Below are 20,440 nucleotides of genomic sequence, written 5' to 3' on the forward strand. Positions count from 1 at the left end.
TATTGATACTGTTTGTCTCTGTCTGTACAGAGAGTTTCTTCCGTTATTCATCCGGCGCATGTTATTCATATATTCATAATTTAACATTATCCCTGTTCGCACAAACTGCGGCATTCAGCGGGCAACATCAGATATAAAGATATAGCAATACAGGTAAAATTTGTTTTATGTCCTCAGTGTAAAAGAGAGAGTTTTACATAAAACCGCATGTTCAGATAAAAATCTTATTTTTGATTTAACCCGTTATAATGGTAAACAGTGAAAATGAAATTTTCGCGATACACTGAGTTTAATAAATGAGTATCGTCATTTAATAATCTGGTGAGTGAAACAAACATAAAATATATACTTTTGTTATAAATTATATCTGTATCGTAATATACATAAAGAATAGCGGGATAAATAGCGGGCATGATCGGAAGCCAAAGTCAGTCAGCTGTGCCTTTGGCCCGGGATCACTAAAAATAAGACTATTGCCTGAAAGAGAGGCTGTTACAGCGGGTTGAATTAACGGACAAATTTCCAGACAGATGCCGGGATTTTGTCATACAGTTTATTCATGGTTAATTCGGCCAGACGATGATCGGCTGCTGAATAAAAAACCTCCAGCTCATCATCAGTCAGTTCATATTTGTTCTTCTCAATGACACGTTCCAGTGTTTCAATAGAAGTGCACTTACGTAAGCGCATGAGATAGTCCAGTTTAGTCATCATATGTTATCTTCTTGCTGAGTTGTTAGTACGCAATATACTGATATATAAGTTTGTATTCCGTTAGTGGACAAGATGCCCCTCGCTGGTCAGCATGCTGCTTACCAGTGATGCCATCTTCTTCCATTCCTCAACGTCATTAAACGAAACTTCCATCTGACCAAACAGCGCGTAAGTTTCATCGATGTATTCATCGACAAATGAGATGAGATCCTTATTTTGTGTATGTTTTATCTTAAAACTCCAGGTCACGTCAGCAATGTAACCTAATAATTCGTTAAGTTTTAAGTTTGAATCTGAGGCTAAATCATTAACCCAATAATTATTGCTTCTGATGAGGGTTTGTGTGCCTTCACGGCAAAGTTCATCACACAGATACTTCAGTACCGCAATATCGTAATTTCGTGGAGAATACTCGTCCATAATCACCTCCTGAATGTAGCCGGGAATGATAAGGCGCTGAAAAACGTTAAATTATAATTAACACATGAGTAAGTTATTACGTTATCGACGTCGGTGTATTATATATATCATCAGCCTTTAATTATAAATAAAGGTAATGTAAAGTTCCGTTCAGCACAAGCGGATAACCAGACGCTGATTATGTGTTAATCTGTTTCAGTCAGTGAACGCGATGTTCCGGAAAAAGATGTGAATAAAAAGGTCTGAGTTAACCCTGTTAGTAATATAACACTATTTCAGCTCTTGTCACTAGCCAAAATACAAAAAAAGTAAATTTAAATGCAGAATAAATGCGCGGATACACAGGTTGTAATTACTCATCTGCTTAAATTTACTGAATTTTTATAGGAAAGGACCGGTGATGAATCATAACGTGTTATGACAAAACCTTACATTTGAAAAATGTTATAATTTACATTCATCTATTGTTTATTTAAGTTTTTCTTACTCAAATTTAAAAATATTCATCATGTCAAAAAAATAAAAAAGGTCACTAATGTGACCTTTTTATGTTTAAGCAGGATTAAAATCCGTCAGGACTATCGCTCTTTTGCGTTACCGCATGAGCATGCTCAATGTCCTCATTCTTCTTACTGAAGCGGCGGCGGATAACCACATAGAAGACCGGCACGAAGAAGATAGCCAGTGAGGTTGCGGCGATCATACCACCGAACACACCTGTACCTACGGCGTTCTGTGCACCGGAACCGGCACCGTTACTCAGGACTAACGGAATAACCCCGAGCATAAAGGCCAGCGATGTCATCAGGATAGGACGCAGACGCATCTTAACGGCTTCCAGTGTTGCCTCAATCAGCCCTTTACCTTCTTTCTCCATCAGGTCTTTGGCGAATTCCACAATCAGGATGGCGTTCTTCGCCGACAGACCAATTGTTGTCAGCAGGCCGACCTTGAAGTACACGTCGTTATCCAGCCCGCGTGCATGGGTCAGTAACAGTGCACCGATAACCCCGAGCGGAACGACCAGCATAACGGAGAACGGAACTGACCAGCTCTCATACAGGGCCGCCAGACAGAGGAAGACCACAATCAGAGAGATGGTATACAGTGCAGGTGCCTGGTTACCGGACAGTTTTTCCTGGTAAGACATACCTGTCCACTCAACACCAAAGCCCTGCGGCAGTTCTTTCGCCATGCTTTCCATCAGTGCCATTGCGTCACCGCTACTCTTACCTTCTGCGGCGCTGCCCTGAATCTGCATGGCAGGAATACCGTTATAACGTTCGAGGCGCGGTGAACCGAAGGTCCACGGATCCTTTTGCGTATCGATAAAGGCGGAGAACGGCACCATCTGGCCTTTATTATTGCGGACATACTGTTCGGCAATATTTTTCGGCTGCATACGGAACGGCGCATCAGCCTGCACGTACACTTTCTTCACACGACCGCGGTCGATAAAGTCATTGACGTAGCTGCCGCCGAACATGGTGCTCAGCGCGGCGTTAATGGTTTTGATATCAACCCCTAATGCCTCGGCCTTCTGCTGATCGATATGGATACGATACTGTGAGGTATCTTCCATTCCGTTCGGACGTACCTGGACCAGCATATCCGGATGTTCACCTGCCATTTTCAGCAACTGGTTACGGGCTGCTGTCAGCGCTTCGTGGCCCTGGTTGGCGTTATCCATCAGTTCGAGATCGAAGCCGCTGGATGACCCCAGTTCCACAATCGGCGGAATGTTTACCGCGAAAATCATGGCGGAGGTATTGGTAAAGAAGTGCTGGTTGGCGCGTGCAACAACCGCTTCCACTTTATCTTCTTTTGCCTTACGTTCGTCCCAGTTTTTCAGAACGATAAACGCCAGACCCATGTTCTGTCCCTGACCCGCGAAGCCGAAGCCGTTAACGGTAAAGACAGATTCAACGACTTTTTTCTCATCGTCCAGATAGTACTTACTGACACCGTCAAGAACAGTCTGAGTTTGTTCTTGTGTGGAGCCCGGAGATAACTGAACCATGGTCAGCAGTACCCCCTGGTCCTCTTCCGGCAGGAACGATGTCGGCAGACGGGTAAACATGAAGATCATGCCTGCAACCAGCAGAACATAGATCAGCAGATAACGCCCGGTGCCACGCAGCATACGGCCCACACTGTTGGTATAGTGGTTGGTCTGCTTCTCAAACACGCGGTTAAACCAGCCGAAGAACCCGGTTTGTGTACCGTGGCTGCCTTTGGGAATTGGTTTAAGCATAGTGGCACACAGTGCCGGTGTCAGGATCAGTGCCACGAAAACAGAGAGCACCATCGCTGCAACAATCGTTATCGAGAACTGACGGTAAATTGCCCCGGTTGACCCGCCGAAGAAGGCCATCGGAATAAATACCGCAGATAACACCATGGCGATACCGACCAGGGCGCTCTGGATCTGAACCATTGATACTTTTGTGGCTTCTTTCGGCGGCAGGCCGGTTTCCTGCATGACACGTTCGACGTTTTCCACTACCACGATGGCGTCATCCACCAGAAGACCGATTGCCAGCACCATCGCGAACATCGTCAGGGTATTTATCGAATACCCGAATGCGGCAAGGGTGGCAAAGGTCCCCAGCAGTACCACCGGTACGGCGATAGTCGGGATCAGTGTCGCACGGAAGTTTTGCAGGAACAGATACATCACCACAAACACCAGCATGATCGCTTCGACCAGTGTTTTCACCACTTCGAAAATGGAGATTTTAACGAATGGTGTTGTATCGTACGGATAAACGACTGTCAGTCCGTCCGGGAAAAACTCGGACATATTACCTAATGTATCGCGGACAGCTTTGGCTGTATCCAGGGCGTTAGCACCGGTTGCCAGTTTAATACCGATACCGGCGGCCGGTTTCCCGTTATAGCGGGCAATCGTACCGTAGTTTTCGGCACCCAGCTCAACATATGCCACGTCTTTCAGACGAACGACGGAACCGTCAGTGTTAACCCGCAGCATAATTTCCTGAAACTGCTCAGGACTGTTCAGACGGGTCTGTGCGATGATAGAGGCGTTCAGACGCTGATTTTCTACCGGCGGTGTTCCCCCTAACTGACCGGCGGCAACCTGGTTGTTTTGTATCTGAATAGCATTGATGACATCAATTGTACTCAGGTTGTATTTCACCAGTTTATCCGGGTCAAGCCAGATACGCATAGCATACTGACTGCCGAACAGTTGGGTTTCACCCACACCGCCGACACGGCTGATCGGATCTTTGATGTTGGAGCCGACATAGTCCGCAATGTCATTTTGTGACATTGAGCCATCTTCAGAGATAAAGCCCGCCACCAGCAGGAATGAACTGGCTGATTTCTCAACCGTGATCCCTTGCTGCTGAACCTCCTGCGGCAGTAACGGCATCGCCAGCTGGAGTTTGTTCTGCACCTGAACCTGAGCAATATCCGGGTTGGCGTCAGCTTCAAAGGTCAGCGAGATATTCATGTTACCCGCTGAGTCACTGGTTGAAGACATGTACACCATCTTGTCGATACCGTTCATGTTCTGTTCGATAACCTGGGTTACCGTGTTCTGAACCGTCTCGGCATCTGCACCCGGATAGTTTGCGGAAATTGAAATAGTCGGCGGCGCAACAGTCGGATACTGTGCCACCGGCAGTTTCATGATCGCCAACAGACCTGCAAGCATGGTAATAATGGCGATTACCCATGCAAATATCGGTCTTTCAATAAAAAACTTTGGCATGAATCACTGACTCCTTATTGGGACTTCTGAGCAGATTCAGTATTTTTCGGCGCAGCCGCCGGCTGTGCATTTAAATCTGCTTCTGTTGCCTTAACGGCAGCACCCGCTTTGATTTTCTGGAAGCCTTCAACCACCACGCGCTCACCATCGTTCACACCGGATGTGACCAGCCATGCGCTGCCGTAAGACTGACCGACAGTGACCGGACGGACTTCAATTTCATTTTTGGCATTCACAACGTTAACCACGGCACCGCCTTTGGCTGTGCGGATAACGCCCTGCTGAGGAATCAGAATGGCATCCGGGCGTACGCCTTCATCCACACGGGCGCGGACAAACATGCCCGGCAGCAGGGTTTCCTGTGGGTTCGGGAATACCGCACGCATGGTGATAGAACCGGTGGTTTCGTCGACAGTCACGTCGGAGAATTCCAGATAACCTTTATGGGTATAATCCTTGTTCTCAGCAGTGACCAGACTGACCGCGACTTTACCCTGTTCTTTATCCACAACACCGCTGGCGATTTCGTGTTTCAGACGCAGATAATCATCGCTGGACTGAGTCACATCCACATAGATAGGGTCAATCTGCTGAACCAGTGTCAGCGGCTGGGTCTGACCCGTTGCCACCAATGCACCTTCAGTCACGTTTGATTTACCGGACAGACCGGAAATCGGGGAGGTGACTTTGGTGTAGTTCAGGTTGATCTGTGCTGTCTGAACAGCCGCCTGTGCAGCCTGGACCGCAGCCTGAGCCTGTGCATGTGTGGAGACAGCCTCATCGTAATCCTGGCGGCTGATATAGTTTGTTCCCAGCAACGGTTTATAGCGGTTCACTGTCAGGCGGGCCAGTTCGGCATTCGCTCTGGCTTTTGCCAGTTCAGCCTGCGCGCTGTTCAGCGTGGCCTGAAAAGGAGCCGGATCGATTTGATAGAGCGATTCGCCTTCTTTGACGTCACTTCCTTCTTTGTAGTTGCGTTTTAAAATAATGCCGCCGACCTGAGGGCGCACTTCCGCGATGCGGTAAGCAGAAGTTCGTCCCGGCAGTTCCGTGCTCACTGTCAGTGGTGCAGCTTTCAGTGTGACAACTTTAACATCCGGCGGTGGCATTTCGCCCCCTTGCTTCTGCTCTTCACCACATCCGGACAGCAGAAAGCTCCCGGACAGAACGAGCATCGCCAGAGGTAGAACGCCTCTGTTTTTTCGCATAGTAAACCTCTATAAAATGTCGATTTTTAACCGGTAAATATGGTTGATTAACTAATAAATCAGCGTGCTATAATACAAACATACACGAATGTATGTAAATTAACTTCAGATGACACAGGCCTTACATGGCACGAAAAACTAAACAACAGGCCGGAGAAACCCGCCGGCAGATTATTGATGCCGCGTTAACCGCCTTCAGTGAGCGGGGCGTGTCTGCGACGTCATTAGTGGATATTGCAAAGCAAGCAGGTGTGACCCGTGGTGCGATCTATTGGCACTTCAAAAATAAAGTTGATCTGTTTACTGAAGTCTGTTCGATAACCGATACGAAAATTGGCTTTATTGAACAAGAGTATCGGGCAAAATACCCGGATAATCCACTTTTAGTGTTTAAGAAAATATTAATTTACATTCTGACGTCTGTGGCTTCCGATCCCAAAATGCGGGCTATTCTGAGCATTTCATTTCATAAATGTGAATTTACCGGTGAAATGAGCGAATTAATTACCATCAGACAAAATTTATATGCTGCGGAATACTCAAGAATAGAGTCGTTCCTGATTGAAAGTGTCACACTGGGGCTGCTGCCTTCTACTCTCGACCTGCGTCGTGCGGCTATCATGCTGCGCGGAATGATAACCGGGCTGTTAGAAAACTGGCTCTTTTCCAGCGAGAGTTTTAATATCAGCGGGCAGGCTGAATATTTGGTTGACGGTTATCTGGATATGTTAATGCTCAGTAAAAATATGCAGCTACCGCCGGCAGACGCCTGATTTACATTTTATAACATTAACCTTAAGGATATCATGTATGAAGCCTGTATTAATTATTGCCAATGGCGCTGCGTATGGCAGTGAATCTTTATTTAACGCACTGCGTCTGGCAATTGCGATTAAAGAGCAGGACAGTCAGGTGCCGATGAATGTTTTTCTGATGTCAGATGCGGTGGTCGCCGGGTTACGCGGTCAGCAGCCGAAAGAAGGTTATAACCTGAAACAGATGCTGGAGATCCTGGTGGCACAGAAAACAGATATTAAGCTGTGCAAAACCTGCACCGATGCCCGCGGTATCACTGAGCTTCCGCTGGTGGACGGCGTGCAGGTCGGGACACTGGCCGAACTGGCGCAGTGGTCACTTGATGCAGAAAAAATCATTACCTTTTAATCAGATAACCTGAAACAGACGGCCGGGGAAGGGAAGATACAGGTGGATATTATTATGAAGCGAATCAGCCGTGTCCCGGCTTCCGGTCTGCTGAGGCAGATTTTCCTCCGTCTTTTTACCTGTTTTATATTTCTGCTGCCGGTGCTGGTGCAGAACAGCGCAGTGGCAGCCGTACAGGATATTCCTGACCGCAACACCATTCAGACCGAACTCAATGCCCTGAATAACCGCAAAGAACAGACTGCCGCTGATAAGCTGTCAGTGCAGGATCTGGAGCGGGCGCTGGTGTTTTATGACAATCTCGATGCCCTGAAAGAGAAATCACAGGCATTGAAAAAACGGGTGGATGAAGCCCCGAAACTGTCAGATCAGGTCACACAAAAATTAACGCAGATTAAATCATTAACTGATGAAGGACTGGCGGAATACCGGGCCTCCATTGAGAATCTGCCGCTCTCACAACTGGAGCTGAAACTTAACAGCACCCTTGAGGCGTTGCAGACCGCACAGAATAACCTCTCTTCTTATAACAGTGATCTGATTGCTCTCCAGACTCAGCCTGAACGCGCGCAGAATATTATGTATGCTAATGTGCAGCGCCTGCAGCAGATCCGCGTCCTGCTGAATGATTCGATGGCGGCCCAGAAAGTGCTGCGGCCGACGGAAATTGAAGCCCTTCAGGTAGAGCAGTATTACTTACAGCAGCAGATTGATTATCAGAAACGGGCATTACAGTCGAACACCCAGTTACAGAATCTGCTTCAGGTGCAGCGTGACTACGTGGTAGAACGCATCAAACAGCTGGAAAGCAATATTGATGTGATTCAGGAAACGGTGAGCGGCAAGCGGCTGGATTATTCGGAAGAGGCGGCCAAAGAGGCGCAGAGTTCGGATGATACCCAGCGCAATATGCAGGATGATCCGCTGGTGCAGCGTGAAATCGCGCTCAACCATGATTTAAGTGAAAAACTGGTCGCCGCCACCCGGGATAATAACCAGTTGGTGCAGCGCACCATTAAGGTACGCAGTATTCTGGATCGCGCACTGCAATCCGAGCGCAACCTCAAAGAGCAGATTACCGTGCTGCGCGGCAGTTTACTGCTCTCCCGTATCCTGTTTAAAGAGCAGATCGATCTGCCGCCGGATCTGCTGATTAAAGATTTGCCGGACAGAATTGCGGACATGCGTCTGGCGCAGTTTGAAATCAACCAGCAGCGCGACAAGCTTTATCAGCCGGACAACTTTGTCAGCACCATGATTGACGAGTACGCCAAAACTCATGATATGCCGGCGACCGAAGCAGAGTTGCGGGCTCAGAAACATGCGCTGATGCAGGTGGTGTCCGTCCGTCAGGATTTACTGGATCAGCTGAATACCCAGATGGGTAACCAGATTTCCCAGGCGATTAACCTGCAGCTGGATCAGACTCAGCTGGTCACCGTGGTGGCCTCACTGGAGAAAACCCTCGCGCAGCAGATTTTCTGGGTCAACAGTAACAAACCGGTCAACCTGGCCTGGCTCCAGTCCTTCCCGGGCGCGGCCAAACAGGAACTGACATCACTGGATCTGAACTGGTCGCTGCAAAGCCTGATCAATGGTTTTGTTGATTCCCTCTTTATTACCATTCCGCTGCTGATTATTGCGCTGTTGCTGCGTTTCGGTACCAAGAATATTGATACCAAACTGGCTGAAATTAATGCCAATGTCGGGCGGCTGAAAAAAGATCGCCAGATCTACACACCGATGGCACTGGGGCTGATGCTGATCAAAACCCTGCCGTCCTCACTGTTTGTGATTGCCTTCGGCTATTTTTGTCTGAAAACCGGCAGTGCAGATTCTGCGCTGATGTGGACTATCTCCCGCCAGCTGGCTCTCTTCTGGGTGCTGTTCGAGTGGAGCTACCGGATTATGAAACCGGAGGGAATTGCAGTCACACACTTCGGGATCGATCCTGAAGTCTGCCGTACCGGCCGCCGCAGACTGGTGCGCCTGGCGCTGCCGCTGCTGCCGATTATGCTGTGGGCTGCTTACGGGATGGAATACCCGCTGCGCCTGGTGGATGACGTGATTGGTCAGCTGGTGGTACCGGTGGCACTGGTATTTGTCTTTGCATTCACACTGCCGTTCTGCATTGAGATCTGGCGCGAGAAGGGCTCTCATCTGGTGCGGGCGTTCCTGCTGACCTTACTGACATTTTCCCCGCTGGTACTGGTGGTGCTGGTCGGGCTGGGGTATTACTACACGGCACTGCGCCTGAGCAGCCGCTGGATAGACAGTCTCTATCTGCTGCTGCTGTGGTATATCGTTTATCACACCAGTCTGCGCGGCCTGGCACTGGCGGCACGGCGTCTGACCTACCAGCGCGCGCTGGCACGCCGTCAGAAACAGCAGGTTCAGCATAAAGAGCAGCATGAGGGGGATGATGTCCCGGATGTGATTGTGGAAGAGCCGCCGATGTCGATGGAGCTGATTAACCAACAGTCACTGCGTCTGACCTCGATGGTCCTGTTTATTGTCTTTGCTGCGGCGTTCTACGGCATATGGTCTGATTTTATTACTATTTTCTCCTTCTTTGACAGTATCACGCTGTGGCATTACAACGTCGATACCGCACTGGGGAATGTGGTGGAGGCGATCACGCTCGGGGATCTGATCCTGTCTGTCCTGATTGTGGTGGTGTCCTGGATAATGATGCGCAACCTGCCCGGCCTGCTTGAAGTCCTTGTACTCTCGCGGCTCTCGCTGCGCCAGGGCACTTCGTATGCCATCACCACCATTCTGACGTATCTGATTATCGGGATCGGGACGATTGCCGCGTTCGGCACCCTCGGGGTGTCGTGGGGTAAATTACAATGGCTGGCGGCAGCCTTAACCTTCGGCCTCAGCTTCGGGTTACAGGAAATCTTCGCTAACTTTGTGTCGGGTATTATTATTCTGTTCGAACGCCCGATCCGTATCGGTGATACCGTCACTATCGGGACCTTTTCCGGTACGGTTAATAAGATCCGCATCCGTGCGACCACGGTGATTGATTTTGACCGCAAAGAAGTCATTATTCCGAACAAAGCCTTTATGACCGAGCGCCTGACCAACTGGTCACTCTCTGATACGGTAACGCGGATTGTAATTAATGTCGGTGTGGCTTACGGTTCGGATCTGGCGAAGGTGAAAGAGGTCTTACTGAAAGCCGCCACCGATAACCCGAAAGTGATGACCGACCCGGCTCCGGGCGTGTATTTCACTGAGTTTGGTGCCAGCAGCCTCGATCATCAGCTGCGTTTCTATGTGCGCACCATCGGCGACCGCAGTGCCACCACAGATGAAGTGAACCGTGCGATTGACCGGATGGCGCGTGAAAACGATATCAATATCGCCTTCAACCAGCTGGAAGTGTATCTCCACGATCAGAACAGCGGTAAAGAAGTACAGGTGCAGGGAAAGGATGACGGCGCTCAGCCGGCCTGATCGTTTTCTGTATCGCGCAGTTTGTTTTCATAATCGCGGCGGACAATCTGTAACGCCGCGAGCACGGTTGCAGCCGGGATGCGGTTCTCTTCCAGCAGACAGATAAGATCGACCGCCAGTTTTACCTCATCGGGGGCATTTTCAAGACTCATGGAGTATCCGGTATCTGATTAAAATTCGGTGCCGTCGTGGCGTTCAATCTGCCGCTCTATCCGCTGCAGTGCCTGACGGCAGCGGACAAGGCGCCCGGCCAGTGCCGCCAGCTCTTTCTGCAGTTTTTGCTGTTCGGCAAAGGTTTGTGCGCGGCCGAGGGCCAGCTCGCGGTCATCAGTCATCTGTGCCAGGCGGCGCTCATAATCCTGATGCTGGGCCAGGCGCTGATACAGATCCACCTGGCTGTCCCGTTTCACATAGCTCTGTTCTTTCTGCCGCAGTGCCTGAGTGGCGGCCTCGCGGTTCAGTGCCGCAATCTGGGCGACAATTTTTTCCGCCAGGAAGCGTACCTGTTCAGCCCGGTTTTCATCTGCGCACTGCTCAAGCTGGTCAGTATGGTGCAGTAATTCATCCATGCACAGGCGCAGGGTTTTATTACGGGCGGCGAACAGGGTATCATCGAAGCGGCGCTGGCTCAGTTCCCGGTCTGCTATCGGGGCAATCTGCTCTTCCAGCGCGCTGATTTTCTGCCGCAGCGCCTGTAACAATTGTCTGGTGTTCATTATCCGCCTCAGTGAATGTGCCCGGGAGCGTCGTTGCTGAAGATCATAGTTACAGAAGCATTTTTTAGTCTGTTTGATATAAAACAACAAATAATCGGCAAAGTCACGGGATACGGTTGCAATTTTCCCCTGATTTGCATAGATTCTGAGGTTTCGTGTTATCTCTATGGCACCTATTATGAGCGCAACTGCTGAACAACTGCAATTTATTAAAGAAAGTATCCGGACTATCCCTGACTATCCTAAGGAAGGGGTACTGTTTCGCGACATCACCACATTACTGGCCAACCCGGAAGCCTATCGCCTGACGATTGATATGCTGGTGGAGCATTTCGCAGACAAAGGGATCACCAAAGTCGTGGGCACTGAAGCCCGTGGATTCTTATTCGGCGCACCGGTTGCGTTACGTCTGGGTGTCGGCTTTGTGCCGGTCCGCAAAAAAGGGAAATTACCGTGTGATACCCTCAGCGAGACCTATGATCTGGAATACGGCACTGATACCCTGGAGATGCATAAAGACAGCATCAGCAGCGGTGACAACGTGCTGGTTGTCGATGATCTGCTGGCCACCGGCGGCACCGTCAATGCGACCATCCGTCTGATCCGCCGTCTGGGCGGTGAAGTGCATGAAGCGGCCTTTATTATCGGCCTGCCGGATCTCGGCGGCGCGGAACGCCTTGAAGCGGAAGGTGTGCACAGCTTCTGCCTGCTGGAATATGCCGGCGGCTGAGTCTCTCCCCGTATTAAACGCAAACTCAGCCTCGCCCATTGTGGTGAGGCTGTGGTAGCATGATGGAAAATCATGTTCACTCTCTGCGGAATCCATGAGCTATCAAGTCCTTGCCCGTAAGTGGCGACCACAAACATTTTCACAGGTTATCGGTCAGCAGCATGTTCTGACAGCGCTCGCAAACGGGCTGGAACATCAGCGGCTGCATCACGCCTATCTCTTTTCCGGTACCCGCGGGGTCGGAAAAACCACCCTGGCACGTCTGTTTGCCAAAGGTCTTAACTGTGAGCAGGGCATCACCGCCACGCCGTGCGGCAAATGCCAGAATTGCCTGGAAATTGAGCAGGGGCGGTTTGTTGATCTGATTGAGATCGATGCTGCGTCGCGCACCAAGGTGGAAGATACCCGTGAACTGCTGGATAACGTCCAGTACGCCCCGTCGCGCGGGCGTTTCAAAGTTTATCTTATCGACGAAGTGCACATGCTCTCCCGTCACAGCTTTAATGCGCTGCTGAAAACCCTGGAAGAGCCGCCGGAGCACGTCAAATTCCTGCTGGCGACCACCGATCCGCAAAAGCTGCCGGTGACAATTTTATCCCGCTGCTTACAGTTCCATCTCAAAGCGCTGGATGTGGATCAGATCAGTCAGCAGCTTGATACTATACTGACCGCAGAACAGATTGAAAACGATGCCCGTGCACGGCTGCTGCTGGCCCGTGCCGCAGACGGTAGTATGCGTGACGCGCTGAGTCTGGCGGACCAGGCGATTGCCCTGGGCGCCGGGAAAGTGACCACAGAGGTGGTGACACAGATGCTCGGCACCCTGGACGACGAACAGCCGCTGACTATCCTGGAAGCCCTGGTGAAAGGGGATGGCGTTCAGGTGATGAACGGCGTGAATGATGCCGCATCACGGGGCGCGGACTGGGATAGTCTGCTGACAGAAATGCTGGCCGCGCTGCATAAAATCGCTATGCTGCAACTGCTGCCGGTACAGGATAACAGTGCCGGGGTGACAGAAGAACGTCTGCGCATCCTGGCCCGGGCCATTGCCCCGGCGGATCTGCAACTCTATTACCAGACACTGCTGGTCGGTCGCAAAGAGCTGCCGTATGCCCCTGACAGACGCATGGGTGCTGAAATGGCACTGCTGCGCGCACTGGCATTCCATCCGCGGAATGTGATTGATGAAGTGATCACCGCGCCATCCGTGGCACCGGTTTCCCTGACGTCACAACCGCAGACAGCAGCACCGGCTGCACCGGCGCGCAGTACGCCGCCGCCGGTGATGCCGCAGGAAACGGAAAACAACCCGACAGCCCAGCTGCTGAAAGCCCGCGACGCACTGAACCGGCAGGAGATCCCGTCGTCAAAAAAGTCTGAGCCGGTTACCTTAACTGAAAGGGGTAAACCGGCGAACTCAGCACTGGAGCGACTCGCTGCTGTGACTGAAAACCGCCGGGGCCGTGCTGTGTCCGCACCGCAGCCGAAAGCATCCGGTAAACCGCAGCCGTATCAGTGGCGTCCGCAGAAGCAGGATGAACCGGAAGAGAAAACCCCGGTTGCGCGGCCGAAAGATATCAAAAAAGCCCTTGAGCACGAAAAAACGCCGGAAGTGGCTGAAAAACTGGCGGTTGCCGCCCGTGAACGGGATCCGTGGGCGGCGGATATTGATAAAATGCAGCTGCCGAAACTGGTGCAGCAACTGGCGCTGAATGCCGTAAAAGAGCAGACAGGGGAAGACAGTATCTGTCTGCATCTGCGCACCTCGCAGCGCCACCTGAATTCAAAATCAGCACACAGTGTGCTGAGTGATGCACTGAGTGAACTTTATGGTAAAGTTATCAGTCTCACGATTTGTGAAGACGATGATGTCAGCATGAAAACGCCGCTGGAATGGCGGCAGGCTATCTATGAAGAGATGCTGGCGCAGGCGCGTCAGTCCATTGTGACGGATAAAACCATTCAGACTCTGCTGACCTTTTTTGATGCGGAACTGGATGAAGAGAGTATCCGGCCTGTTTAACCACCTTGCGTTAGAATACGCAATTTAGTCAAAGAGAGAAAACTATGTTCGGTAAAGGCGGTTTGGGCAATCTCATGAAACAAGCCCAGCAAATGCAGGATAAAATGCAGCAGATGCAGGAAGAGATTGCAAATACGGAAGTCACCGGTGAATCCGGTGCAGGCCTGGTTAAAGTCACTATCAACGGCGCACATAACTGCCGCCGCGTGGAAATCGATCCAAGCCTGATGGAAGACGACAAAGAGATGCTCGAAGATCTGATTGCTGCCGCATTCAATGATGCCGCGCGTCGTATCGACGAAACCCAGAAAGAAAAAATGGCGTCAGTCTCCAGCGGAATGCAGCTGCCGCCGGGCTTTAAGATGCCGTTCTGATGCAAACCAGTCCGCTTCTTGAAGCACTGATGGACGCTCTGCGCTGCCTGCCGGGCGTCGGGCCGAAATCGGCGCAGCGTATGGCGTTTCAGTTGTTACAGCGTGACCGCAGCGGCGGAATGCGTCTGGCACAGGCGCTGACCCGTGCAATGTCAGAAATCGGCCACTGCCGTGACTGCCGGACCTTTACCGAGCAGGAACAGTGCACTATCTGCGCCAACACGCGCCGTCAGCAGACCGGCCTTATCTGCGTGGTGGAAAGCCCGGCGGATATCCACGCGATTGAGCAGACAGGGCAGTTCTCCGGCCGCTACTTTGTGCTGATGGGACACCTGTCGCCGCTGGACGGCATCGGTCCGATGGATATCGGGCTGGATAAACTGGAGGAGCGGCTGTCTCAGGAAACCATTACTGAGGTGATCCTGGCCACCAACCCGACAGTGGAAGGGGAAGCCACCGCCAACTATATTGCGGAAATGTGTGCGCAGTATGATGTCTCCGCCAGCCGTATCGCCCACGGCGTACCGGTCGGCGGTGAGCTGGAAATGGTGGATGGTACGACCTTGTCCCACTCCATCGCAGGACGTCAGAAAATCCGTTACAACAGCGATTACTGACGGCGGTTTTTGCCTGTTACCCGGACAGACGGCTTGCGCCGTCTGTCACTTTTCCTCAGAATTGTCACAAAAAATTCCCCGTTTGCCTTGAAAACCCGGAGACCGGCCCCACCTGATTTTTATCCTGTTTTTTTTCGTTGATAAGTCAGTCTGAGGTTATTCATGAGTCTGCAAGAACAAGAAACCCGTGGTTTTCAGTCAGAAGTAAAACAACTTCTGCAGTTAATGATCCACTCACTTTATTCCAACAAAGAAATTTTCCTGCGCGAGCTTATCTCCAACGCCTCTGATGCGGCCGATAAGCTGCGTTTCCGTGCCTTATCCGACAGTTCGCTGTATGAAAATGACGGTGATCTGCATGTCCGTCTGTCCGCTGATAAAGAAAAGCGTACCCTGACCATCAGTGATAACGGTATCGGGATGACCCGCGATGAGGTCATCGACAACCTGGGGACGATTGCCAAATCCGGCACCAAAGCCTTCCTCGAATCGCTCGGCTCTGACGCGGCAAAAGACAGCCAGCTGATCGGCCAGTTCGGGGTGGGTTTCTATTCCGCCTTTATCGTGGCGGACAAAGTCACTGTGATCACCCGTGCGGCGGGTGTACCGTCTGATCAGGCGGTATTCTGGGAATCTGAAGGGGAAGGGGATTACTCTATCGCCAAAACCCATAAGGATTCACGCGGTACCGAAATCACCCTGCATTTCCGTGAAGGGGAAGATGAGTTCCTCGATGACTGGCGTCTGCGTTCGGTTATCGGTAAATATTCCGACCATATTGCGCTGCCGGTGGAAATCGAAAGCAAAAATGAAGAAGACGGCACTGTTATCCGGGAAAAAATCAATAAAGCTCAGGCACTGTGGACGCGCAATAAGAACGACATCAGTGATGAAGAATATAATGAGTTTTACAAGCATCTCTCCCATGACTTTGCCGATCCGCTGACATGGGCGCATAACCGAGTGGAAGGGAAGCAGGAGTACACCAGCCTGCTCTATATCCCGTCCGTGGCACCGTTTGACCTGTGGCACCGCGACCAGCGCCGTGGGCTGAGCCTGTATGTCCAGCGCGTGTTTATCATGGATGACGCGGAACAGTTTATGCCGAACTATCTGCGCTTTGTGCGCGGTCTGATAGATTCCAATGATCTGCCGCTCAACGTCTCCCGTGAGATTTTACAGGACAGCGCCGTCACCCGCAGTCTGCGCAGTGCACTGACCAAACGTGTTCTGCAGATGCTGGAGAAACTGGCGAACAATGATGCTGAAAAATACCAGACTTTCTGGCAGCAGTTCGGCCTGGTGCTGAAAGAAGGCCCGGGTGAGGACAGCACCAATGCGGAACTGATCGCCAAACTGCTGCGTTTTGCCAGCACGAAGGAAGACACCTCCGCGCAGACCGTTTCACTGGCGGATTATGTATCCCGCATGGCGGAAGGTCAGGAGAAAATTTACTACATCACTGCAGACAGCTACGCGGCTGCGAAAAACAGCCCGCACCTGGAACTGTTCCGCAAAAAAGGCATTGAAGTTCTGCTGCTCTCCGATCGTATCGATGAGTGGATGATGAACTACCTCAATGAATTTGATGGTAAAACCTTCCAGTCTGTCAGCAAAGCGGATGAATCGCTGGAAAAACTGGCGGATGAAGATCCGGCAGCGAAAGAAGAAGCGGACAAAGAGCTGGCTCCGTTTGTTGAGCGTGTGAAAACCCTGCTCGGCGACCGTGTGAAAGAGGTGAAACTGACCCACCGTCTGACCTCCACCTCGGCGATTGTCACCACCGACGCCGATGATATGAGCACTCAGATGGCGAAACTGTTTGCCGCCGCCGGCCAGCAGGCTCCGGAAGTGAAATACAACTTTGAGCTGAACCCGGAGCATCCGCTGGTGAAACTGGCCGCAGAACAACAGGACGAAAGCCGCTTTGCCGACTGGATCAATCTGCTGCTCGACCAGGCACTGTTTGTTGAACGCGGAACCCTGGAAGATCCGAACGAATTTGTTTCCCGGATGAATAGTCTGTTATTAGGCTAAAAACAGGCGTTCCCGCGCCGGGTGAGCACAATCGCGCATAACCCGCTTAAAAACCACATGATTTCATGATGATCATGTGGTTTTTTTATTGAAATGAGGAAAAACGAACGTCAGAGTTTCCCCGCTTTTCTTGAGTCCATACCCTGACAAATGGTATGGTAGCTTGTTTTTATCCGAATTATAAAAAAGCAACCAGCAAGGGGTTTACGCAATGCGTATTATTCTGCTCGGCGCTCCGGGCGCCGGTAAAGGGACTCAGGCTCAGTTTATCATGGAAAAATACGGGATCCCTCAGATCTCGACGGGTGACATGCTGCGTGCAGCAGTGAAATCCGGCAGTGAATTGGGTCTCCAGGCAAAAGAACTGATGGACAACGGCAAATTAGTGACTGACGCATTAGTTATCGCACTGGTTAAAGAGCGCATCAAACAGGATGACTGCCGTAATGGTTTCCTGCTGGACGGGTTCCCGCGTACCATTCCGCAGGCAGATGCAATGAAAGAAGCCGGTATCACCGTTGATTTCGTTCTGGAATTTGATGTTCCGGATGAGATTATCGTTGACCGTATTATCGGCCGTCGTGTACACGCAGGCTCAGGCCGTGTGTATCATGTAAAATACAATCCGCCGAAGACAGAAAATAAAGACGACGTGACCGGGGAAGAACTGACCATCCGTAAAGATGATCAGGAAGAGACCGTCCGTAAGCGTCTGGTGGAATACCATCAGCTGACTGCACCACTGATCCAGTACTATCAGAAAGAAGCTCAGATGAGTGACGTGAAATACAACCGTATTGACGGCACCCGTCCGGTAAGCGAAGTCAGTCAGGAATTAGCCCGTATCCTGGGTTAATCCGGCACTTATTTCTGTCAGGCAGCCAAACGGCTGCCTTTTTTTATCCTGAACTGCGGCACACCGGGGGCGTACATCAGTATGTGACCGGGGTGACAGAGAGCAGCCAGCGAATCTGCGGACAAAAGGATGAAGAACATGAAGAACATGGCAGAAAAGAATAAGAATCATTACTAACAATACATTACCCTGACAATCATTCTCAGTTGCTGACAGGATTTTCTGATGACAAATCAACACAAACGCGGCGTTTTACTGGTTAACTTAGGCACTCCGGATGCGCCGGAAACCCCGGCGGTAAAACGCTATCTGAAGCAGTTCCTGAGTGACCCGCGTGTGGTGGATGTCTCTCCGCTGCTCTGGCAGTGTATTCTGCGCGGTATTGTGCTGCCGTTCCGTTCGCCGCGTGTGGCGAAGCTTTATCAGTCTGTCTGGATGGAAGAGGGTTCCCCGCTGCTGGTATACAGCCGCCGTCAGCAGGCGGCACTGGCGGCACAGATGCCGGGGACACCGGTGGAGCTGGGGATGAGCTATGGTTCACCATCACTGGAATCCGCCGTTGATGCTCTTCTGGCGCAGGGCGTGACACATCTGGATGTCCTGCCGCTGTATCCGCAGTATTCCTGCTCAACCACCGCTGCGGTGTTTGACGGGCTGGCGGATATTTTTAAACGCCGCCGGACATTTCCGTCACTGCATTTTATCCGCAGTTACGCGACACACCCGCTCTATATTGAGGCGCTGGCGCAGTCAGCGGAGGCGGCATTTGCAAAGCACGGGGTGCCTGACCGGCTGATTTTGTCCTATCACGGTATTCCTGTCCGTTATGCGAAAGAGGGCGATGTTTACCCGGCCGAATGTGAGGCCACAACAGCATTGCTGCGGGAAAGGCTCAATTTCCCGTCTGAACATATCATGCACACTTATCAGTCCCGCTTTGGCCGTGAGCCGTGGCTTACACCTTATACTGATGAAACAATGAAGCTATTACCCTCAGAAGGCGTAAAATCAGTTCAGGTGATGTGCCCGGGATTTTCTGCTGACTGCCTGGAAACGTTAGAGGAAATTAAGGAACAGAATAAAGAATTCTTTTTATCTTCAGGGGGAGATAAATATCATTACATTCAGTCCCTTAATGACGCTGATGTTCATATAAAACTATTGCAAGAGTTGGTTGGCTAGTTTTTTCGCATTCCAATCTGGAATAGTCCGAAATATACCACTGTTATGCGTAGAATTTTGAGAAATTAATGTTAACATTAATCATGTAACAATTGATTAGCCGAAAAATGACAGATATTACGGTTCATTTTAAGTGAAACTCAGTATTTCATCGCAGACAGGACAGGTGCTACGGACATGGTGAATGAGAAGGGTTCAGTGAACCTGAATAATGACGAGATCGATATTATTGATCTGCTGAAACTGTTATACCGCTATAAGGTTTTTATCGTCATTGTGACCGTATTATTCGCTGCCGCCGGGTTCGGTGTCTCCAAAATACTGCCGCAGAAATGGACAAGTACCGCCGAAGTGACAGCAACAGAGCTCCGTGATATGCCGGAGCTGGATAAAGTCCGTCAGCAGATGAATGCACTCAATGTGACTGCGGTATCTGATCTGCCGGCTGCATTTAATGTGTTCGGTACGGTCTGGCAGTCGCCGTCAGTACAGGAATCATTCAGCCTCTCACAGGGCGATACAGCCGTTTCCGGCTCTTTTGGTTTTCAGAAAACAGATGGCGACATACTGAAACCGGCTACTGCCAAAGTGACCTTTACCGCCGCAGATCCGCAGACAGCACAGCAAATGTTGTCGGATTATCTCGATTACACCGCACAATACAGCCAGAATGTGATGCAGACGCAGTTACAGGAAAACCTGGCCGCTGCGCTGAGTGCCGGTCAGAGCCAGTATAACGTGGCGCTGGTGAGAGCGGAACATCAGCGGGAGCAAACACTGGCTTACCTGGCTGCGGCTGAACGGGTTGCACCGGCGGCGGCATCTGTTCCGCCTCAGAATCCGGAAGCTGACCCGGTTGCGTCTTACAGTGCCATGGGACGTCCGGCAGTGATGCAGATGAGAGACTCCCTGAAAGCGCTGGATTTACCGGCGGTGGATGCGGAACTTCTGGACAGAGCCTATACCCTGAAAACCATCAAAAGTATCGCGCCTTTCTCACTGAACATTGTTCCGTTCACGGTGACCGAATCCCCGGATCTGCCGGTGGTAAAAGACGGCCCCGGTACTAAAATGTATCTCATCGCATCCGCCTTTTTAGGGTTTATTCTGTCAGTGATGGCGGTTTTTGCATGGAATATGTTTGTTAACAGAAAAAAATCAGCATAATTTCCGGTTGAGCGGGCATTGAGGG

The 20,440-nt window shown here is 50.9% G+C and carries 17 protein-coding genes; 11 read left to right on the forward strand and 6 right to left on the reverse strand.

Going from position 1 to position 20,440, the window contains the following annotated elements; genetic code table 11:
• Positions 1 to 507 precede the first annotated feature (507 nt).
• The 4 genes from AB7038_RS05740 to AB7038_RS05755 form a co-directional block, all read right to left on the reverse strand.
• Positions 508 to 711, reverse strand: a complete 204-nt coding sequence (locus tag AB7038_RS05740) for an HHA domain-containing protein (protein WP_024474604.1) — start codon at positions 709 to 711, stop codon at positions 508 to 510.
• Between the two features lie 63 nt (positions 712 to 774).
• Positions 775 to 1,134: an Hha toxicity modulator TomB gene (gene tomB, locus AB7038_RS05745; RefSeq protein WP_025151710.1), complete on the reverse strand. Its 360-nt coding sequence runs from the start codon at positions 1,132 to 1,134 to the stop codon at positions 775 to 777.
• 562 nt (positions 1,135 to 1,696) lie between these two features.
• On the reverse strand, positions 1,697 to 4,873 hold the full coding sequence (locus AB7038_RS05750; protein ID WP_368889350.1) for an efflux RND transporter permease subunit: 3,177 nt from the start codon (positions 4,871 to 4,873) through the stop codon (positions 1,697 to 1,699).
• A 14-nt stretch (positions 4,874 to 4,887) separates the two neighbouring features.
• Positions 4,888 to 6,081 carry an efflux RND transporter periplasmic adaptor subunit gene (locus AB7038_RS05755; protein ID WP_368889349.1) on the reverse strand — a complete coding sequence of 398 codons (1,194 nt, stop codon included), beginning with the start codon at positions 6,079 to 6,081 and terminating at the stop codon, positions 4,888 to 4,890.
• A gap of 125 nt (positions 6,082 to 6,206) precedes the next feature.
• Between AB7038_RS05755 and acrR the strand changes: the two genes are divergently transcribed.
• From acrR to mscK, 3 genes are read left to right on the forward strand one after another with little or no spacing between them, the layout of a single operon-like run.
• The gene (gene acrR, locus AB7038_RS05760; protein WP_045138041.1) at positions 6,207 to 6,854 is read left to right on the forward strand and encodes a multidrug efflux transporter transcriptional repressor AcrR; all 648 of its coding nucleotides are present in this window, start codon (positions 6,207 to 6,209) and stop codon (positions 6,852 to 6,854) included.
• 37 nt (positions 6,855 to 6,891) lie between these two features.
• Positions 6,892 to 7,245, forward strand: a complete 354-nt coding sequence (locus tag AB7038_RS05765) for a DsrE/DsrF/TusD sulfur relay family protein (protein ID WP_004236477.1) — start codon at positions 6,892 to 6,894, stop codon at positions 7,243 to 7,245.
• Positions 7,246 to 7,299: 54 nt separating this feature from the next.
• Complete coding sequence (gene mscK / locus AB7038_RS05770; protein WP_369452912.1) at positions 7,300 to 10,710, forward strand: mechanosensitive channel MscK; 3,411 nt, start codon at positions 7,300 to 7,302, stop codon at positions 10,708 to 10,710.
• Here mscK and rsmS read toward each other — a convergent pair.
• Complete coding sequence (gene rsmS, locus AB7038_RS05775; protein WP_004236479.1) at positions 10,698 to 10,862, reverse strand: pleiotropic regulatory protein RsmS; 165 nt, start codon at positions 10,860 to 10,862, stop codon at positions 10,698 to 10,700. The genes mscK and rsmS overlap by 13 nt on opposite strands.
• Positions 10,863 to 10,880: 18 nt before the next feature.
• Complete coding sequence (gene priC, locus AB7038_RS05780) at positions 10,881 to 11,426, reverse strand: primosomal replication protein PriC (RefSeq protein ID WP_115983260.1); 546 nt, start codon at positions 11,424 to 11,426, stop codon at positions 10,881 to 10,883.
• A gap of 166 nt (positions 11,427 to 11,592) precedes the next feature.
• Here priC and apt point away from each other — a divergent pair, with 166 nt between their 5' ends.
• The 8 genes from apt to AB7038_RS05820 all read left to right on the forward strand — a co-directional run bounded on the left by apt (position 11,593) and on the right by AB7038_RS05820 (position 20,415).
• Positions 11,593 to 12,156 carry an adenine phosphoribosyltransferase gene (gene apt, locus AB7038_RS05785; RefSeq protein ID WP_024474610.1) on the forward strand — a complete coding sequence of 188 codons (564 nt, stop codon included), beginning with the start codon at positions 11,593 to 11,595 and terminating at the stop codon, positions 12,154 to 12,156.
• 94 nt (positions 12,157 to 12,250) lie between these two features.
• Entirely contained in the window at positions 12,251 to 14,182 is a 1,932-nt protein-coding gene (gene dnaX / locus AB7038_RS05790) for a DNA polymerase III subunit gamma/tau (RefSeq protein WP_369452913.1), read from the forward strand.
• Positions 14,183 to 14,226: 44 nt separating this feature from the next.
• On the forward strand, positions 14,227 to 14,556 hold the full coding sequence (locus AB7038_RS05795) for a YbaB/EbfC family nucleoid-associated protein (protein WP_015422952.1): 330 nt from the start codon (positions 14,227 to 14,229) through the stop codon (positions 14,554 to 14,556).
• Positions 14,556 to 15,173 (forward strand): recombination mediator RecR, encoded by a 618-nt coding sequence (gene recR, locus AB7038_RS05800; RefSeq protein ID WP_368889345.1) that lies wholly within the window; start codon positions 14,556 to 14,558, stop codon positions 15,171 to 15,173. The genes AB7038_RS05795 and recR overlap by 1 nt, the downstream gene beginning before the upstream one ends.
• 162 nt (positions 15,174 to 15,335) lie before the next feature.
• Positions 15,336 to 17,210 carry a molecular chaperone HtpG gene (htpG, locus tag AB7038_RS05805; protein WP_369452914.1) on the forward strand — a complete coding sequence of 625 codons (1,875 nt, stop codon included), beginning with the start codon at positions 15,336 to 15,338 and terminating at the stop codon, positions 17,208 to 17,210.
• Positions 17,211 to 17,421: 211 nt separating this feature from the next.
• Entirely contained in the window at positions 17,422 to 18,066 is a 645-nt protein-coding gene (gene adk / locus AB7038_RS05810) for an adenylate kinase (protein WP_004236486.1), read from the forward strand.
• A 225-nt stretch (positions 18,067 to 18,291) separates the two neighbouring features.
• Entirely contained in the window at positions 18,292 to 19,248 is a 957-nt protein-coding gene (hemH, locus tag AB7038_RS05815) for a ferrochelatase (protein WP_369452915.1), read from the forward strand.
• A 177-nt stretch (positions 19,249 to 19,425) separates the two neighbouring features.
• Positions 19,426 to 20,415 (forward strand): Wzz/FepE/Etk N-terminal domain-containing protein, encoded by a 990-nt coding sequence (locus AB7038_RS05820; RefSeq protein WP_369452916.1) that lies wholly within the window; start codon positions 19,426 to 19,428, stop codon positions 20,413 to 20,415.
• Positions 20,416 to 20,440: the final 25 nt, after the last annotated feature.

Source organism: Morganella morganii (assembly GCF_041099235.1).
Taxonomy (GTDB): Bacteria; Pseudomonadota; Gammaproteobacteria; order Enterobacterales; family Enterobacteriaceae; genus Morganella; species Morganella morganii_E.

Excerpts from the sequence above, each read along its gene's own strand:
- AB7038_RS05740 (WP_024474604.1), bottom strand. The coding sequence starts at position 711 with ATGACTAAACTGGACTATCTCATGCGCTTACGTAAGTGCACTTCTATT.
- tomB (WP_025151710.1), bottom strand. The coding sequence starts at position 1,134 with ATGGACGAGTATTCTCCACGAAATTACGATATTGCGGTACTGAAGTAT.
- AB7038_RS05750 (WP_368889350.1), bottom strand. The coding sequence starts at position 4,873 with ATGCCAAAGTTTTTTATTGAAAGACCGATATTTGCATGGGTAATCGCC.
- AB7038_RS05755 (WP_368889349.1), bottom strand. The coding sequence starts at position 6,081 with ATGCGAAAAAACAGAGGCGTTCTACCTCTGGCGATGCTCGTTCTGTCC.
- acrR (WP_045138041.1), top strand. The coding sequence starts at position 6,207 with ATGGCACGAAAAACTAAACAACAGGCCGGAGAAACCCGCCGGCAGATT.
- AB7038_RS05765 (WP_004236477.1), top strand. The coding sequence starts at position 6,892 with ATGAAGCCTGTATTAATTATTGCCAATGGCGCTGCGTATGGCAGTGAA.
- mscK (WP_369452912.1), top strand. The coding sequence starts at position 7,300 with ATGAAGCGAATCAGCCGTGTCCCGGCTTCCGGTCTGCTGAGGCAGATT.
- rsmS (WP_004236479.1), bottom strand. The coding sequence starts at position 10,862 with ATGAGTCTTGAAAATGCCCCCGATGAGGTAAAACTGGCGGTCGATCTT.
- priC (WP_115983260.1), bottom strand. The coding sequence starts at position 11,426 with ATGAACACCAGACAATTGTTACAGGCGCTGCGGCAGAAAATCAGCGCG.
- apt (WP_024474610.1), top strand. The coding sequence starts at position 11,593 with ATGGCACCTATTATGAGCGCAACTGCTGAACAACTGCAATTTATTAAA.
- dnaX (WP_369452913.1), top strand. The coding sequence starts at position 12,251 with ATGAGCTATCAAGTCCTTGCCCGTAAGTGGCGACCACAAACATTTTCA.
- AB7038_RS05795 (WP_015422952.1), top strand. The coding sequence starts at position 14,227 with ATGTTCGGTAAAGGCGGTTTGGGCAATCTCATGAAACAAGCCCAGCAA.
- recR (WP_368889345.1), top strand. The coding sequence starts at position 14,556 with ATGCAAACCAGTCCGCTTCTTGAAGCACTGATGGACGCTCTGCGCTGC.
- htpG (WP_369452914.1), top strand. The coding sequence starts at position 15,336 with ATGAGTCTGCAAGAACAAGAAACCCGTGGTTTTCAGTCAGAAGTAAAA.
- adk (WP_004236486.1), top strand. The coding sequence starts at position 17,422 with ATGCGTATTATTCTGCTCGGCGCTCCGGGCGCCGGTAAAGGGACTCAG.
- hemH (WP_369452915.1), top strand. The coding sequence starts at position 18,292 with ATGACAAATCAACACAAACGCGGCGTTTTACTGGTTAACTTAGGCACT.
- AB7038_RS05820 (WP_369452916.1), top strand. The coding sequence starts at position 19,426 with ATGGTGAATGAGAAGGGTTCAGTGAACCTGAATAATGACGAGATCGAT.